The following is a 14,216-nucleotide window of genomic DNA, read 5'->3' as shown; positions in this document are numbered from 1 at the left end:
GTGAGGGGGAGTCTCCACAAGCGCAACTATCGCCATCCACGCGGAGACAGCCCCTCACCCCAACCCTCTCCCCGTAAGAACGGGGAGAGGGAGCGCAGCGCCATCGCGGTCAACGCAATCTCATCGCGCGGTGGATCGCCTCCATGCGATTTCAAGGTTGCGATGCGCGACAGACTGACGCCTTGTGACGCTGTCACGCAGCATCATCTCTGGGGCTTGTATTGTCAGCCAAATCTGTTCCGCTTGTGGAACGGATGGAGTGGGACGCGTGAGCGAATACTACAAACAAGAGATCGATCGGCACTTCGCCTGGTTCGAAGCCAAGCTGCCGGAAAAGCCGGCGCGCTTCGTCGCGTGGCTGCGCAAGCCGTCGTCGCGCTATGTGCGGATTCCGCTCGCGATCCTCCTGATCATCGGCGGCATCTTCAGCTTCCTGCCGGTGCTCGGACTCTGGATGCTGCCGCTCGGACTCCTTTTGTTCGCGCAGGACGTTCCGTTCCTGCAGAAACCGACCGCGCAATTGCTCGGCTGGATCGAGCGCAAGTGGATCGAGCGCGAGCGCGCGAAAGCTGCCGGAAAACGCTAGGCACTGAGTCAAATCAAACGCTTAGCGCTTCCATTTGCGGTTGCGTCATAAGTTCGGTGTGACGCAAAAAGCAAAACGCACCGGTGATCTTGGCCACTTTGCGGATTGCAAGAAATTTTTTCTTTCGCGAATCAGCGTGCTGATTCATTTTCGCCTCCTGGGGTCAATCTGGAGGCCAACGTATGAACGTGATTGTTTTCGCTTCGCGTAAGGGGGGCTCGGGAAAAAGTACCCTGGCTGCTCACCTCGCCGCGCAAGTGCACAAGGCAACGAAGCCCTGTCTGCTGATCGACGCCGATCCGCAGGGCTCGCTGACTCTCTGGCACAAGCTGCGCGGCACCAACGAGCCGGCGATCAAGACGGCGGTGAACTCGGTCAGCGGGATCATTGCCCAGGCCAAGCGTGACGGCATCGAGTGGGTGTTCATCGACACGCCGCCGAACCTCTCGGCCGTGGTCGACGACTCCATCAAGAACGCCACGATGGTGATCATTCCGGCGCGGCCCGGCGTGTTCGACGTCAACGCCGTGCAGGAAACCATCCAGACCTGCCGCTCGATGCGCAAGCCCTATGCCGTCGTGATCAACGGCGCACCCGCGCAGCGTGACGGCGCCGAAAGCCGCATCGTCGCGATCGCGCGCGAGGCGCTGGCGAAATTCCGCGCACCGGTGTGGAGCGGCCAGATCACCAACCGCGCCGATCTTCTGATGGCGCTCGGCCAGGGCGAAGGCGCCCGCGAATATTACGCCGAAGGTCGCGCCGCTGCCGAGATCAATCGGCTGTGGGCCGCGATCGAACGCTCGATCAAGGCGATCCGCGGCACGGCGTCGGCGTCCGGTACGATGCACAAGCAAGCGGCGTAACAACGCCGCTTACGTTCGAAATGGAAAGAACGCGCGGCTCCCGCGCGTTTTTTGTCGTCGAGAATATTGGAGTCATTCCGGGGCATGCGAAGCATGAGCCCGGAATCTCGAGATTCCGGATTCGATGCTCACGCATCGCTCCGGAATGACGGAGGGGATGCCCTCACGCCACCATCAGCAGATAGAACACGATCACCGGCGCCAGGGTCAGGATCACCGACCAGATGCCGACAGCCCATAAAATATCCTCGGTCGTAAAGCCCGGCTCGGCACCCGGCCTCACGGCAACAAACCCATTCCTCGAATTCACGACGCCCCCGCGCTGGTCTTGGCAATGCGGAAGGCTGTACGCGAGCGGATTTAAGATACCGGTCGGAATTTCGCGGGCATTTGCGCGCGGGTGCTACTTCGGATTAACCACAGCCCCGCCGGTCGGTCGCGTTCGGCCGGGTGCCGTTCGCTTCAGTGCATTGCTCCGTCCCGATCGCGGATCGCTCCGAGATGCTCGTTGATCCGGAATACGATCAGGATGAACTCGGCGGCGATGCGCGAGAACACGATGCCGACGAAGACGCTGGCGATCGACGCGAGCAGCTGGATGAATCCGACGAACGGGCTGATCGCCATCGCCGTGAGGCTCCACAGGATGCCGGAGATCCCGAACAGCACGATGACCGCGATCACCAGCCAGTAGAACGTCTTGATGATCGTGGGCGTGATGAAGCGGTCCCACTGAAACAGATCCTGGAAATCGAACATCATGGTTCTCCCGGCCAGCCGAATATGATTCGCGTCTCGTTCATCCTACTGCGTGACCGCCGGCGTGATCACTTCATCCCGGGAGCCTGCGCCGCAGGCGTCCGTCGGGAAGAGGCTTTCGCCGGGCCAATGGTTCGGGACGGCGCCAGGCGCCTCCGCGACCAGAGGGATCGATACCGCAGAAGCCCATTCGGTCTCGCCAAAGGCGAGCCCCGGACCGGGCGCCGGCAGTCCAGGGGCGAGCTATGCGAGTGGGCCGGTTGTGATTGCCGCAAATAACGGCCACAATCGGGCTTCCCTCCGGCATATCCTCACCCAATGACCACGCTGACCTTCGAAGACTTCAAGCCCGGCCGCTTCGGCACGTTCGGCCCGCGCCATGTTTCACGCGAGGAGATCCTCGCCTTTGCCGCCGAATTCGACCCGCAGCCGATGCATCTCGACGAGGAGGCGGCGAAGAAATCCATGCTCCGCGGCCTGTCGGGCTCGGGCTGGCATCTCGGCTCGCTGATGATGCGGATGCTGTTCGACGGCTTCATCGGCCGCACCGCCTCGCTCGGTTCGCCCGGGGTCAACGAGATGCGCTGGGTGGCGCCGCTGCGTCCGGGCGACGATTTGACGCTGGATGTCGACGTCGTCGAGGCGCGCGTCTCGAAGAGCCGGCCCGAGACCGGCATCGTCACTTTCAAGGGCACCATCCGCAACGCGCGCGGCGAGATGCTGTGCGAGATGGAGTCGCCGATCATCGTCAGCCGCCGCGACGGCGCGAGCGCATAGGAGAGGTCATGCGCTTTTTTGAAGATATCGAGATCGGCGCGCGGCGCGAGTTCGGCTCCTTCACCTTCACGCCCGAGGACATCAAGAGGTTCGCCGCGCAGTTCGATCCGCAGCGCTTCCATCTCGACGAGGAGGAGGGGCGCAACTCGCTGTTCGGCGGGCTCGCCGCATCGGGCTGGCATGTCGCCAGCGTCTGCATGAAGCTGCTCGTCGCCGACGGCAAGCGGCTCGCCGCGGAAGCCGCCGCGCGCGGCGAGGAGGTCGCGGTCTGGGGGCCCTCGCCGGGCTTTCGCGAACTGCGCTGGATCCGCCCGGTGCTGGCGGGCGATACCATCAGCTTCACCAACCAGGTCGAGACCAAGCGCACGTCCGAAAAGCGGCCCGAATGGGGCATCCTTCAGGCCCGCAACACCGGCGTCAATCAGCGCAACGAGGTGGTGTTCTCGTTCCTCGCCACCGCTTTCGTGCCGCGGCGGAATCCCGGTTCCTGATGTTGCCCGCGCGCCTCTGATGTTGCCCGGACGCCATGGTTAGCGGATGACTTCTGCTGCCGACGCAGTTGTGCGTTGCGTGGAACTCAGTTTTTGCTAACGCATTCTGAACCTTTGTCCCTGCCTTATGGTTTGAGGGCACGGACATCTGGCAAGAATGACTGGGGATACCATGGCAGATCGCAGCGCGCTGAAACTCGTCGGCATTATCTTCGCGACGGTAACGGTTGTGGTGATGCTGGCCACGGGAATGGTCGTGAAGGGCTTTGCCGACGGCAATTATTCCTTCGAGACCACCGCGAGCATCGACCGCTGATTGACCGTCTGTAACTCCCGGCGCTCGAGGGAGCGCAGGTGGCGTGCATTTGCGCTTTTCAATGTGATCTGTCGGCAGGCTGCGTCACATTTCTTCCAAGCTTCAGTCTAACGATTCCAGATCAGCACCATCACGACCGTCGCGGCTGCCAGGATGCCGATGAAGCGGATCATGATCGTGCCGATGCCCTGCTGCGGCTGGCGCAGCGGAATCGGATCGGCGGCGTTATCCGGCCGGACGCTCTGCATGACTTCGTCTCCAAATGGATGCCCGGCTAGTGTCCCGAATCCGAAGTTCGCATCATTTGCCGCACCTTCGGAGCGAACTTCGGATTCGATAAGGACACTAGCAAACCTTTGATTCTAGTGTGCTTTATGAATGCGAAGTTCGTGAAAGTGGCTGCCGCGAAATCGCACGAACTTCGCATTCAGCACACTAGGCGCGGTCCGGACGCGAATTCCGGATTGGACGCGGGCTCGACATCCCCAGTTCAAATCGGCTTCTGCAAAAAATTGACGTCGCGGAGTTTACACCGCGCTGAATAACGAATCGTTCTGCGCTGAATCAGGCCGCAAAGCGAAGCCGCCGCCCCCTCTTCAGGAGGCGGCGGCGATCAGTTTGGAAAACTGAAGTATCAGCTGTTGCGCAGGCCGTCGGCGGCGCGCTTCCACTGCGAGACGTTGTCGGCGATCATGCGCGTCGACTTCATCGCGGCCTGGCTGAGCTGGGCATAGCCGGAGATCTCGCGCTGGACGCGCTGGCCCTCGGCATGCAGCAGGTCACGCAGGCTCTCGAGCTCGCCGATCAGCTTCTCGATCTCGGCGAGCGAGGTGCCGGCGACGCGCTGGATCAGCGAATTGACGTTGCTGACGGTGGCATCGGTGTTGGTGTCGGTCGGCGCGGTCTCCGGACTCGCCACCGGCCGGCGCAGATAGGCGATATCGTTGCGCACGAAGTCGCGGATGCCGGCTTCGACTTCCGAGACGGCGGCGAGGTTGGTGTCGACCTCGGACGTCGTTTCGACTTCGGCTTCCTCGGTACGGTTGGTGGCGTTCATCGGCTTTCCCCTTGTTCGCAATGGCGAAGCGCGGCTTGTCCCCCGCACGACGAATTGATGAAGTTACGGACCTATCAGTGCCGCCGAATTTGACCGCATCTGGGCCAAGTTGCGGCAATGCCTGATCATTTAGCGCGATAGAGCTAACAGACCGTTCACCATGAGCGCTTGTAGCCGGCGCTGATGCTCTTGTTGGTGGTGCCCTGGGAGGTCTCGCCGACCGAGCCGGAGACGGTGACGCCGTCGAACAGCTTCTGCTCGGCGCCGATCCGGCGCAGCCATCGGTCGTCGGAGGTCGACAGCGTCTGGCCTGCCGTGATGCTGGTGCCGGTGTCGTTAACCGACAGGCTCGCCGACTGATCGGTGTCGTAGCTGCGCGAGGAGTGGTTGATGATGCCGGGCACCGGGACCACGCCCTGCTGGATGAGGTTGTAGCCGTTCTGCAGCGTCAGCGAATATTGCTCCGACAGCGGCACCGACTTGCTCAAGGAGGTGCCGACCTTGCTCTGGTCGGCGGAGGGATCGACCCGCGCCTCGACCGAGGTCTTGTCCCAGATCGAGGCCACGCCGCCGGTCGAGATCGCGGCCCAGGCCGAGCCGCCGGACTGCGGCAGGCTGCCGCCATTGGCGAGCCGCTCCGACAATTGCTCCGACGTCGTCATCGTGCCTTGCCTTGCGACCGTCATGTCGGCGCCGATGCGGGTATCGAGGAATGGCGAGATCGACTGCTTGACCGACACCGCCGACGAGCCGTTGGCGTTGTTGTTGGTCGACCAGGATGGATCCTTGCCGGCGATGCTGGCGGGCCTCGCCGCACGCTTCGGCGCCAGCGTGGGCAGGCTCGTAGAATCGGTGTCGAGCTGGCTCCAGTCGAGCTTGCTCTCGTCGATGTCCTTCAGGATGTCGGCGTCATTGGCATTGGCCGCCGGCGGCTCCTCGTCGGCCGCAGCCTCGGCGTTATCAGCTGCGCTATCCTGGGCGGCGGGAGCGATCTGCCACGGCGGGGTTTGCGCGCCGGCCGACAGCGCCATCGCCAGGCTGAAGCCGGCTGCCAGCACCTGCAGCCTTGCCCAGCCAAATCGTAATGTGAAAGTCATTCCCAGCCCGCAAATTCCAGAGCCGCAGCATGCATTGCCGTGGCGCAAAATTGTGGCATCGGCGCTCTGAAAGCAAGTGATCAACGCGTGATCGTCATGTCCGGGACAAACGCGCAGCGCGTTCGCGCGGCGCGTCCCGAGCGCGGCCGTTCGGGGCTGGCAAAACAGGCCGCCGCTGCCGGGGCGCCTGAACGCGAAGACGCGCTTCGCGCTTTAGCGCCCCGGACATGACGAAGGCGTGAAAAGCCGTCAGACCGCGATGCGCGGCAGATGGATCGGGTAGCCGACGGTCTGCTCGACGAGGTCGAAACTGTCGACCAGCACGCGGAAGCTCGTCAGCTTGCCGGCCCTGAACTGCGCGAAATGCGCGATCCGGAGCGAGATCGGCTTGTTGGAGTCGAGTGCCGTCAGCGAATAGCGCAGCATCGAGGCTGCGGAATCCACGCCGAGCATGATCTGTTCCCGGTCGAAGCGGTGAACCCTGAGGTTCTCGCCGATCTGCCGGATCACCTCGAGCACCGCGGCCTTGCCGCGGCGCGCGCCGAAAAAGGAAAACAGGTCGATCGGCCCATAGATGGACCATTCGACCTCGTCGTCGAGCAGCGGCTCGATATCTGCAAGCTGGCGTTCGTTGATCGCGCGATGCAATGCGCGCGAAAAACGCCAGAGACTATGCTCTGTCATTTTGGCCTTGTCCTGAAACTGGATTTTCAAACGCAAACGGATGGCAGGGGGTCAGCGCCGACGCCTTGCCAGGTTGCTGCACATCGCTATTGCGGCCTGAAATAGTGCCGAACGGCAAAAACGCAAATGATTTTTTTGCAATGCACAATTGCGCGGAATTTTACCGGAATGTGACCGCCGACCTCTGGATTCTGGTTCCGACGCGCTTTTTTGATGCGAACCGGCATCCACCCCGCATCACGTGGGGAGTAGGCTTCGCGCGAAAAGGCTCCGGTCGTTGCAATTCAGCGGTCGCGCTGCCGCACCGGTTGCCGCTCGATCACGATCTCGGCGTCGCGGATCGCCACCACCGCGAACAGCAGCGCGCCGCCGATGCCGCCGATCCCGGCGCCGAGCGGCATGAAGGTGAAAAACACCAGCGTTCCGCTGTCGATACCAGAGGTTCTGGCCAATCCGATCCAGCTAAGCCCGGCTCCGATGCCGAAGGCGGCGCCGCCAAGGGCGCCCAGCGCCAGGCCAAGCACAGCGAGCAATGCGATTTTCATGGTGATTTCAGCCCCGACCGCAACAAGCCCGGTAATAAGTCAGCGCCGGGCTGTCGAGGTTCAACGCCGGCGTTGCGAATTTGCCTGCACGATGTCGTCGTGCCCGGTCAGCGCCGCCGCGACGTCGCGCTCCAGCACCTGCTGGACGAGGTCGAAGGTGTCGATGATCTCGCGGATCTCGGTGATCTTGCCGTCGCGCAGCGTGTAGAACACCGCCACATCGAACTGCACCACGCGGGCGTTGTTGCGCTTGCGGAAGAACACGCGCAGCTGCGCGGCGACCCTGTCGCCCTGGGTCACCACGATCGGCGCCTCATAGCGCATGTCCGAATAGCGCTCGTGGATCGTGGTCCACATCTGGCGCAGCGCGGCCTTGCCGCGGTGCTGGCCCATATGCGGAAGAATGTCGATCGGGGCGTTGGCGAGAAACGCGACGTCGTCGCTGCAGCGATCGAGCGCGCCCTCGATGCCGCCGGCATAATAAACGTCGAGGAAGTTCAAGACGCGCTGCCGGTTCAAATCCTCGCCCATGATCGACTCCGCCGGTCCGACTCGCTCTGGCCCGGCATTGTGAACCGGAGCATTCCACAATCAAACAACATATGTTTGACGCGCGAGACGCGATTAGGTTCGGCAACCAGCGCGTGCATTGTGGCGCAAAATGCATGCGGCGCGCCGGTTCGCGCAATGCGACGACGGGCGGCTGTCGCGGCGCAGGCGGCGGTTTATTCCGCGCCTGCGCCGCTTAAATCTTCGCGCCCGCGGCCTTGCCGCGGCGCCGCCGGCCCGTATGCTTCGCGGCGGAAGGCGGCCGAACAGAGCCGCCCCGATGGGGAGAGACCAATGAAGCGCATCACCCACTTCGCCGCGATCCTGTCGCTGCTGGCATGCCCGGCGATCCCGCCCGCCTTCGCACACACGCCGCAGCAGCCTGCCCACCAGCTCTACAACGAAGGCGACCTGAAGCTCGAGAGCGGCGAGGCGATCAAGGATTTCTCGATCTCCTACGTCACCCACGGCACGCTGAACGCGAAGAAGTCGAACGCCATCCTGATGGTGACCGCGATCTCGGGCAATCATCACCGGCTCGATTTCATGATCGGCCCCGGCAAGGCGCTCGACCCCGACAAGTATTTCATCGTCTGCACCGACGCGATCGGCAACGGGCTGACCACGTCGCCGAGCAATTCGAAGGCGCAGCCGCGGATGCAGTTTCCGAAATTCGCGATCCGCGACATGGTGGAATCGCAGTATCGGCTGATGAAGGAGAAGCTCGGCATCGACCATGTCGTCGCCGTGGTCGGCCCCTCGATGGGCGGCATGCAGGTGCTGCAATGGGGCGTCAGCCATCCGGACTTCATGGACGCGCTGGTTGCGATGGTGCCGCTTGCGAAGACGCCGGCCTGGTCGGTCGCGGTGATGGAGGCCTCGCGCAAGGCGATCATGAACGATCCGGCGTGGAAGGAAGGCAATTACGAGGCGCCGCCGGAGAAGGGCCTCAAGCTGTTCCGCGATATCGTCGCGCTGCTCGCGGCGCGCACGCCCGATATGTATGCGGCGCAGTTCAAGTCCGGCCCCGACGTGCTGCCCTGGATGGCCGAGCAGGAGACCGCGCTATGGAAGCTGTTCGACGCCAACGACTGGATCTACCAGAGCTGGGCCTATGACCGGCACGATGTCGGCACCACGGCCGGGTTCGGCGGCGACACGGCGAAGGCGCTGGCTTCGATCAAGGCGAAGACGCTGATCCTCACCGGCACCAAGGACCTGCTCAATCCCGAATTCGAGCCGAACCAGATGGCAAAGGACATTCCCGGCGTGACGATCAAGACGATCAGCCCGGGCACCGTGACCGGCCACGCCTCGGCCGGCGGTTTCTTCCCGGCGGATGTCGAGTTTCTCAACCGCGAGACCGGCGTGTTCCTCGACGGCGTGACCGACGGCGGCAAGAAACTGAACTGATCGGCCAAACCGGCCGCGTCTCGCAGACGCGGAGCATGCGGCGAGCAGCTGTCCGCGAGTTAATGAAACCTCCGCCCGCGCCCCCGGTTGGTTCGGCGTGGGCGACGCATCCGCGATCAGGAGTTCCGTATGAGAAACACCATGCCGCTTGCCGTCGCCGCCCTGGTTGTCTCCAAATAAATCATGCGAGCGCGCACCGCGCGACGGTGAGCCGGCGTCGACACCGGACACGAGGCCTTGAGCTCCTCCGGGGCCGGCCGGTGAAATCGCGCCGGCTCGCTGTCGCGGTGCGTTCGACAACAGCTAATCCGACGGCGCCGCGTTGCCGGCGGCGGGGTCGATGGTGAACCGCTTCGTCTTCCCGGAACCGGCCGTGCCGCTGCGCCGTTGATGCGGCAGCATTGCATTGGAGCCGTATCATGAAATCGATTGTCCTCGCGTCCGTCATTGCCGTCAGCGGGTTTGCCTTGGCGTCGCCTGCCGACGCCAAGGGTTGCATCAAGGGTGCGATCGTCGGCGGCGTCGCCGGTCATTATGCCGGCCATCACGGCATGCTCGGCGCCGCCGCCGGTTGCCTCTACGGCCGCCATCACGCCAAACAGCAGCGCCAGCAGCAGCCGCAGTCACAGCCCGCGCAGCAGGAGAAGCTGTAGGGTCGGTTGTGAAGCCACGCTCCGGGAATGAAGTCTCGTTCCGGGAACGCCGCCCGCACCGGCCGCGTTGTCTCCATGCGTAACGGAGACGATGATGACGAAACCAAAGACAAAGACCATCCAGCCCGTTCCCGACGACAACAAGAGCCACAAGGGCCCCGGCAGCAGCCCCAGCGTTCCCATCGACACCACCAAGGGCCATCGCGACGACGAGAAGCACAACATCCGCGAGCAGGCCGCGCACGGCAATCTGACCCAGAACACCAGCAACAAGCGATCGGGTTAGACGCAAGGCGAGCATATTCCGCCGTCGTCCCGGCGAAGGCCGGGACCCATAACCCGCGGCGGATGTCGTGAACGGGATTCGTCGCTCCATTGTCTTTCACGATGATCGTCTGTGGTTATGGGTCCCTGCTTTCGGAGGGACGACACCGAATATGTGGTTCGGCCGGTGAGTCATACCTCCGCATTCTCGCGACATGATCTGCCCGAGCTTTGCGCTTCCCTTGCGCCCCGTTGCCGATCGGCCTTATCTGCGAGCATGCAGATCAAGGACGAACGCCCCGAAGACGCCGCCGCGATCAGCCGCATCACGGCGGCAGCATTCGCAACAGCGCCGCACAGCAGCGGCACCGAAGCCCGCATCGTCGAGGCGCTGCGCCAGGCTGACGCGCTGACGATTTCTCTGGTCGCTGTATCCGACGACGGCAGCATCTTCGGCCACGTCGCGTTCTCGCCGGTCCGGATCGAAGGTGTAGTAGGACGTTGGTATGGGCTTGGCCCGGTCTCGGTCGCACCCGACCTGCAACGGCAGGGCACCGGCGGCGCGCTGATCCGCGCGGGACTTGCTCGCCTCGCGGCGATGAATGCTGACGGCTGCGTCCTGCTCGGCGATCCCGCCTATTACAGCCGCTTCGGCTTTGTCAGCGATCCCGCGCTGACCTATGGCGGCGAGCCCAGCCCGTACTTTCAGCGGCTGGTGCTGAAGGGCGATCCGCCGAAGGGGGATGTGAAGTACCATGCGGCGTTCGATGTGACGTGATCAGGTACCGCCTCAAGACGACGTGGCTTACGGCAGAGTCATTTCCTCGATCCGCGCCGGCACCGCGCCAAAATCGCTGAACCGGGCCCAGTTCGGCCGTATCCGCACATAGCCGATGTTCGGCCATGTCTCGCGCTCCGGCCCGTCGGGCCACGCCGCGAAATACACCTGCTTGCAGGCGATGAGCTCCGCGCCGCTCGGGAAGTCTGCGATGCCCTCGACCTGTGCGGTCTGTTCGGCGTCCCAACCGATCACCAATGCCGCGCGCGGATCGGCGCGGAGGTTCTGGTATTTGCGCGAGGTGGTCAGCGTGTCGAAGAAGATCTCGAGATTGTCGCTGACCGCGATCCCGACGACCGCCGCCTGGGGCGCGCCGTCGTGAGCCGTGCTGACCACCGCGAGCCGATGCACCCGCAGGAAGGCGAGAAGCTCGGCGCGCGTCATGATCTACCTTTTCTTCCACCCGCCCCGCTTGCCCGGCGCGCCGCCGCTCGACCGCGGCGACGGGCCGAACTCCGGCCCCGACTGCCGCGAGTCGGTCGGCTGGATGATGCGGCTCGTGGTGCCGAACGGCTTTGCGGGCAGCGCGCCGCTGGGGCGGAAGGGCAGCGATTCCGGGCCGTGCATCTCGTCGAGATCGGGCTTGTGGATGCGTGAGCCGGACTTGCCGCCGCGGCTCGCCTTGAGCGAGGTCTGCGCCGACTTGTTCTTCAATGCGCTGACCGGCAGGTTGGCGGCATCGCCGTATTTTCTTGTGCCGGCATAGGCGCCGGCCTGCTTCTGCACGTTGCGCTGCTTGGCGGTGGGGTCGTCGACCACGGCCATCTCGGTGGCGCGCAGCCGCTTGACCTCGTCGCGCAGTCGCGCGGCCTCCTCGAAGTTCAAATCGGCCGCGGCCTCGCGCATCCGCGTTTCGAGATCGCTCAGCACGGCCTCGAAATTATGCCCGATACTGATGACGTCGTCGGCGATGCCGCCGTCGCCGATCTCGACCAGCACGTGGTCGCGCTCGTAGACGGAGTTGAGGATGTCGCCGATCGACTTCTTCACGCTCTCCGGCGTGATGCCGTTGGCCTCGTTGTACTCGACCTGCTTCTCGCGGCGCCGCGTGGTCTCGGCCATCGCGCGCTCCATCGAGCCGGTCATGCTGTCGGCATAGAGGATCACCTTGCCGTCGACGTTGCGCGCGGCACGGCCGATGGTCTGGATCAGCGAGGTCTCGCTGCGCAGGAAGCCTTCCTTGTCGGCATCGAGGATCGCGACCAGCGCGCATTCGGGAATGTCGAGGCCCTCGCGCAACAGGTTGATGCCGACCAGCGCGTCGAATGCGCCGAGCCTGAGGTCGCGGATGATCTCGATGCGCTCGATGGTGTCGATATCCGAGTGCATGTAGCGGACGCGGATGCCCTGCTCGTGCAGATATTCGGTGAGGTCCTCCGCCATGCGCTTGGTGAGCACCGTGATCAGCGAGCGATAGCCGGCCGCCGCGGTGGCGCGCACCTCGCCGACGAGATCGTCGACTTGGGTGCGGGCAGGGCGGATGTCCACGGGAGGATCGATGAGGCCGGTCGGACGGATCACCTGCTCGACGAACACGCCGCCGCTTTCGTTCAGCTCCCAGCCGCTCGGCGTCGCCGACACCGCAACCGTCTGCGGCCGCATCATGTCCCACTCCTCGAAGCGGAGCGGCCGGTTGTCCATGCAGGAGGGCAGGCGGAAGCCGTATTCGGCGAGCGTCGCCTTGCGGCGGAAGTCGCCGCGGAACATGGCGCCGATCTGCGGCACGGTGACGTGGCTCTCGTCGGCGAAGATCAGCGCGTTGTCCGGTACATATTCGAACAGCGTCGGCGGCGGTTCGCCGGGGCGGCGCCCGGTGAGATAGCGCGAATAGTTCTCGATGCCGGCGCAGCTTCCGGTCGCCTCCATCATCTCGAGATCGAAGGTGGTGCGCTGCTCGAGTCGCTGTGCCTCCAAGAGGCGGCCCTGGTCGTTGAGCTGGTCGAGGCGCTGCTTCAACTCCGATTTGATCGACTTGATCGCCTGCACCAGCGTCGGGCGCGGCGTCACATAGTGCGAGTTGGCGTACATCTTGATGAATTCGAGCTCGTCCTGCTTGTGGCCGGTGAGCGGATCGAACTCCTCGATGGTTTCGATGGTGTCGCCGAACAGGTTCACCCGCCAGGCGCGGTCCTCATAGTGCGCCGGGAAGATGTCGATGACGTCGCCGCGGACGCGGAAGGTGCCGCGGGTGAAGTCGGCCTGGGTGCGCTTGTACTGGAGAGCAACGAGGTCGGCGATGAGCTGCCGCTGATCGATGCGCTCGCCCTTCTTCAAGGCGAAGGTCATCGCGGTGTAGGTCTCGACCGAGCCGATACCGTAGATGCAGGACACGGAAGCGACGATGATGACGTCGTCGCGCTCGAGCAGCGCGCGCGTCGCCGAGTGACGCATGCGGTCGATCTGTTCGTTGATCGAGGAATCCTTCTCGATATAGGTGTCGGTGCGCGGGACGTAGGCTTCCGGCTGGTAGTAGTCGTAATAGCTGACGAAATACTCGACCGCGTTGTCGGGGAAGAAGTTCTTGAACTCGCCATAGAGCTGGGCGGCCAGCGTCTTGTTCGGCGCCAGGATCAGCGCCGGGCGCTGCGTCGCCTCGATCACCTTGGCCATGGTGTAGGTCTTGCCCGAGCCGGTGACGCCGAGCAGCACCTGGGTGCGGTCGTTGCGGTCGATGCCCTCGACCAGCTCGGCGATCGCGGTCGGCTGGTCGCCTTTCGGCTGGTAGTCGGACTTGATCTCGAAGCGCACGCCGCCTTCGGATTTTTCCGGGCGCGGCGGGCGGTGCGGGGTCCACACCCGCATCGAGCCGTCGTCCTTGCGGAATTCCGGGCGGCCGTCGCGGATCAGGTTCTCCAGCGCGTCGGCAGTCGCCTTGACGCCGAGCGCCTCCATCTTGCTGCGCGGCGGCCGCGCCAGGGCTTCGTCGTCGTCCTCGGCGGTCGGCAGGCCGAGCTGCCGCGCCAGTTCCGGATCGAGGGTCGGGATCGTGGCCGAGGTTCCGTAATTCGCCTGCGGGGCCTCCTCGAGCCCGGAAGCATCGCGCTTCGCGACGCCCTCGCTGGTCTCGCGCGTCGACGCCCGCGCGCGATGCGCGGCGGCCTCGCCGCCGGCGCGACGGTCCCAGGAATTGTCCGGCGGCGGCTGCAGGCCGGTGCCCGAACCCATGCCGGCATCGCCGCGGTTGATCGCCGGATTGAGCAATTCGGCAAGCGCGGGCCCGATCGGGAGGACCTCGGGCCGGTGTGCTTTGGATTTGGGGGTTTTGCCGGGCTTTTTCGGAGTGTTCGGTGTCTTCGCCATGCCCCGAATATGGGACGAGTCCGG

At 64.2% G+C, this 14,216-nt stretch carries 20 protein-coding genes; 9 read left to right on the top strand and 11 right to left on the bottom strand.

Going from position 1 to position 14,216, the window contains the following annotated elements:
- Window positions 1-259: 259 nt before the first annotated feature.
- Entirely contained in the window at window positions 260-586 is a 327-nt protein-coding gene (locus tag ACVI1L_RS07830; protein ID WP_018273595.1) for a hypothetical protein, read from the top strand.
- 13 nt (window positions 587-599) lie between these two features.
- On the opposite strand, the gene ACVI1L_RS07825 is transcribed toward ACVI1L_RS07830, so the two are convergent.
- Window positions 600-734, bottom strand: coding sequence for a hypothetical protein (locus ACVI1L_RS07825; RefSeq protein ID WP_301322284.1), 135 nt, complete (start codon window positions 732-734; stop codon window positions 600-602).
- Between the two features lie 34 nt (window positions 735-768).
- Between ACVI1L_RS07825 and ACVI1L_RS07820 the strand changes: the two genes are divergently transcribed.
- Window positions 769-1,449: a ParA family protein gene (locus tag ACVI1L_RS07820; RefSeq protein ID WP_028336032.1), complete on the top strand. Its 681-nt coding sequence runs from the start codon at window positions 769-771 to the stop codon at window positions 1,447-1,449.
- Window positions 1,450-1,612: 163 nt separating this feature from the next.
- Here ACVI1L_RS07820 and ACVI1L_RS07815 read toward each other — a convergent pair whose 3' ends face one another.
- Window positions 1,613-1,759, bottom strand: a complete 147-nt coding sequence (locus tag ACVI1L_RS07815) for a hypothetical protein (RefSeq protein ID WP_162832441.1) — start codon at window positions 1,757-1,759, stop codon at window positions 1,613-1,615.
- A 152-nt stretch (window positions 1,760-1,911) separates the two neighbouring features.
- The gene (locus tag ACVI1L_RS07810) at window positions 1,912-2,208 is read right to left on the bottom strand and encodes a DUF4282 domain-containing protein (RefSeq protein WP_028340592.1); all 297 of its coding nucleotides are present in this window, start codon (window positions 2,206-2,208) and stop codon (window positions 1,912-1,914) included.
- Window positions 2,209-2,526: 318 nt separating this feature from the next.
- On the opposite strand from ACVI1L_RS07810, the gene ACVI1L_RS07805 reads away from it, so the two are divergent.
- From ACVI1L_RS07805 to ACVI1L_RS07795, 3 genes are all read left to right on the top strand, one after another.
- Complete coding sequence (locus tag ACVI1L_RS07805; RefSeq protein ID WP_057019033.1) at window positions 2,527-2,985, top strand: MaoC family dehydratase; 459 nt, start codon at window positions 2,527-2,529, stop codon at window positions 2,983-2,985.
- Window positions 2,986-2,993: 8 nt separating this feature from the next.
- Window positions 2,994-3,476 carry a MaoC family dehydratase gene (locus ACVI1L_RS07800; RefSeq protein ID WP_076829845.1) on the top strand — a complete coding sequence of 161 codons (483 nt, stop codon included), beginning with the start codon at window positions 2,994-2,996 and terminating at the stop codon, window positions 3,474-3,476.
- Window positions 3,477-3,648: 172 nt separating this feature from the next.
- Complete coding sequence (locus tag ACVI1L_RS07795) at window positions 3,649-3,792, top strand: hypothetical protein (protein ID WP_016841369.1); 144 nt, start codon at window positions 3,649-3,651, stop codon at window positions 3,790-3,792.
- Between the two features lie 107 nt (window positions 3,793-3,899).
- Here ACVI1L_RS07795 and ACVI1L_RS07790 read toward each other — a convergent pair whose 3' ends face one another.
- From ACVI1L_RS07790 to ACVI1L_RS07765, 6 genes are all read right to left on the bottom strand, one after another.
- Entirely contained in the window at window positions 3,900-4,040 is a 141-nt protein-coding gene (locus ACVI1L_RS07790; RefSeq protein WP_167350365.1) for a hypothetical protein, read from the bottom strand.
- Between the two features lie 386 nt (window positions 4,041-4,426).
- Window positions 4,427-4,849: a hypothetical protein gene (locus tag ACVI1L_RS07785; protein ID WP_016841371.1), complete on the bottom strand. Its 423-nt coding sequence runs from the start codon at window positions 4,847-4,849 to the stop codon at window positions 4,427-4,429.
- 155 nt (window positions 4,850-5,004) lie between these two features.
- Window positions 5,005-5,946, bottom strand: coding sequence for a hypothetical protein (locus ACVI1L_RS07780; RefSeq protein ID WP_253589047.1), 942 nt, complete (start codon window positions 5,944-5,946; stop codon window positions 5,005-5,007).
- A gap of 249 nt (window positions 5,947-6,195) precedes the next feature.
- The gene (locus tag ACVI1L_RS07775) at window positions 6,196-6,630 is read right to left on the bottom strand and encodes a nuclear transport factor 2 family protein (protein WP_026193357.1); all 435 of its coding nucleotides are present in this window, start codon (window positions 6,628-6,630) and stop codon (window positions 6,196-6,198) included.
- A gap of 284 nt (window positions 6,631-6,914) precedes the next feature.
- A complete protein-coding gene (locus ACVI1L_RS07770) occupies window positions 6,915-7,175 on the bottom strand; it encodes a hypothetical protein (protein ID WP_456782618.1) in 261 nt (86 codons plus the stop codon).
- A gap of 60 nt (window positions 7,176-7,235) precedes the next feature.
- Window positions 7,236-7,706, bottom strand: coding sequence for a nuclear transport factor 2 family protein (locus ACVI1L_RS07765; protein ID WP_057019035.1), 471 nt, complete (start codon window positions 7,704-7,706; stop codon window positions 7,236-7,238).
- 312 nt (window positions 7,707-8,018) lie between these two features.
- On the opposite strand from ACVI1L_RS07765, the gene ACVI1L_RS07760 reads away from it, so the two are divergent.
- The 4 genes from ACVI1L_RS07760 to ACVI1L_RS07745 all read left to right on the top strand — a co-directional run bounded on the left by ACVI1L_RS07760 (window position 8,019) and on the right by ACVI1L_RS07745 (window position 10,832).
- Window positions 8,019-9,137 (top strand): alpha/beta fold hydrolase, encoded by a 1,119-nt coding sequence (locus ACVI1L_RS07760; RefSeq protein WP_456782617.1) that lies wholly within the window; start codon window positions 8,019-8,021, stop codon window positions 9,135-9,137.
- Between the two features lie 419 nt (window positions 9,138-9,556).
- Window positions 9,557-9,790 (top strand): hypothetical protein, encoded by a 234-nt coding sequence (locus ACVI1L_RS07755; RefSeq protein ID WP_057019037.1) that lies wholly within the window; start codon window positions 9,557-9,559, stop codon window positions 9,788-9,790.
- 94 nt (window positions 9,791-9,884) lie between these two features.
- The gene (locus tag ACVI1L_RS07750) at window positions 9,885-10,076 is read left to right on the top strand and encodes a hypothetical protein (protein WP_233475299.1); all 192 of its coding nucleotides are present in this window, start codon (window positions 9,885-9,887) and stop codon (window positions 10,074-10,076) included.
- Between the two features lie 255 nt (window positions 10,077-10,331).
- Window positions 10,332-10,832, top strand: coding sequence for a GNAT family N-acetyltransferase (locus ACVI1L_RS07745; RefSeq protein ID WP_141343020.1), 501 nt, complete (start codon window positions 10,332-10,334; stop codon window positions 10,830-10,832).
- A 27-nt stretch (window positions 10,833-10,859) separates the two neighbouring features.
- On the opposite strand, the gene ACVI1L_RS07740 is transcribed toward ACVI1L_RS07745, so the two are convergent.
- Together ACVI1L_RS07740 and uvrB are read right to left on the bottom strand one after the other, a co-directional pair.
- Entirely contained in the window at window positions 10,860-11,276 is a 417-nt protein-coding gene (locus tag ACVI1L_RS07740; RefSeq protein ID WP_076829856.1) for a pyridoxamine 5'-phosphate oxidase family protein, read from the bottom strand.
- Window positions 11,277-11,279: 3 nt separating this feature from the next.
- Complete coding sequence (uvrB, locus tag ACVI1L_RS07735) at window positions 11,280-14,192, bottom strand: excinuclease ABC subunit UvrB (protein WP_076829859.1); 2,913 nt, start codon at window positions 14,190-14,192, stop codon at window positions 11,280-11,282.
- Between the last annotated feature and the right edge of the window lie 24 nt (window positions 14,193-14,216).

Source organism: Bradyrhizobium sp. USDA 4516, from assembly GCF_054055915.1.
The sequence above is the reverse complement of the archived record's forward strand: the minus strand, read 5'-3'. Positions and strand labels throughout refer to the sequence as shown.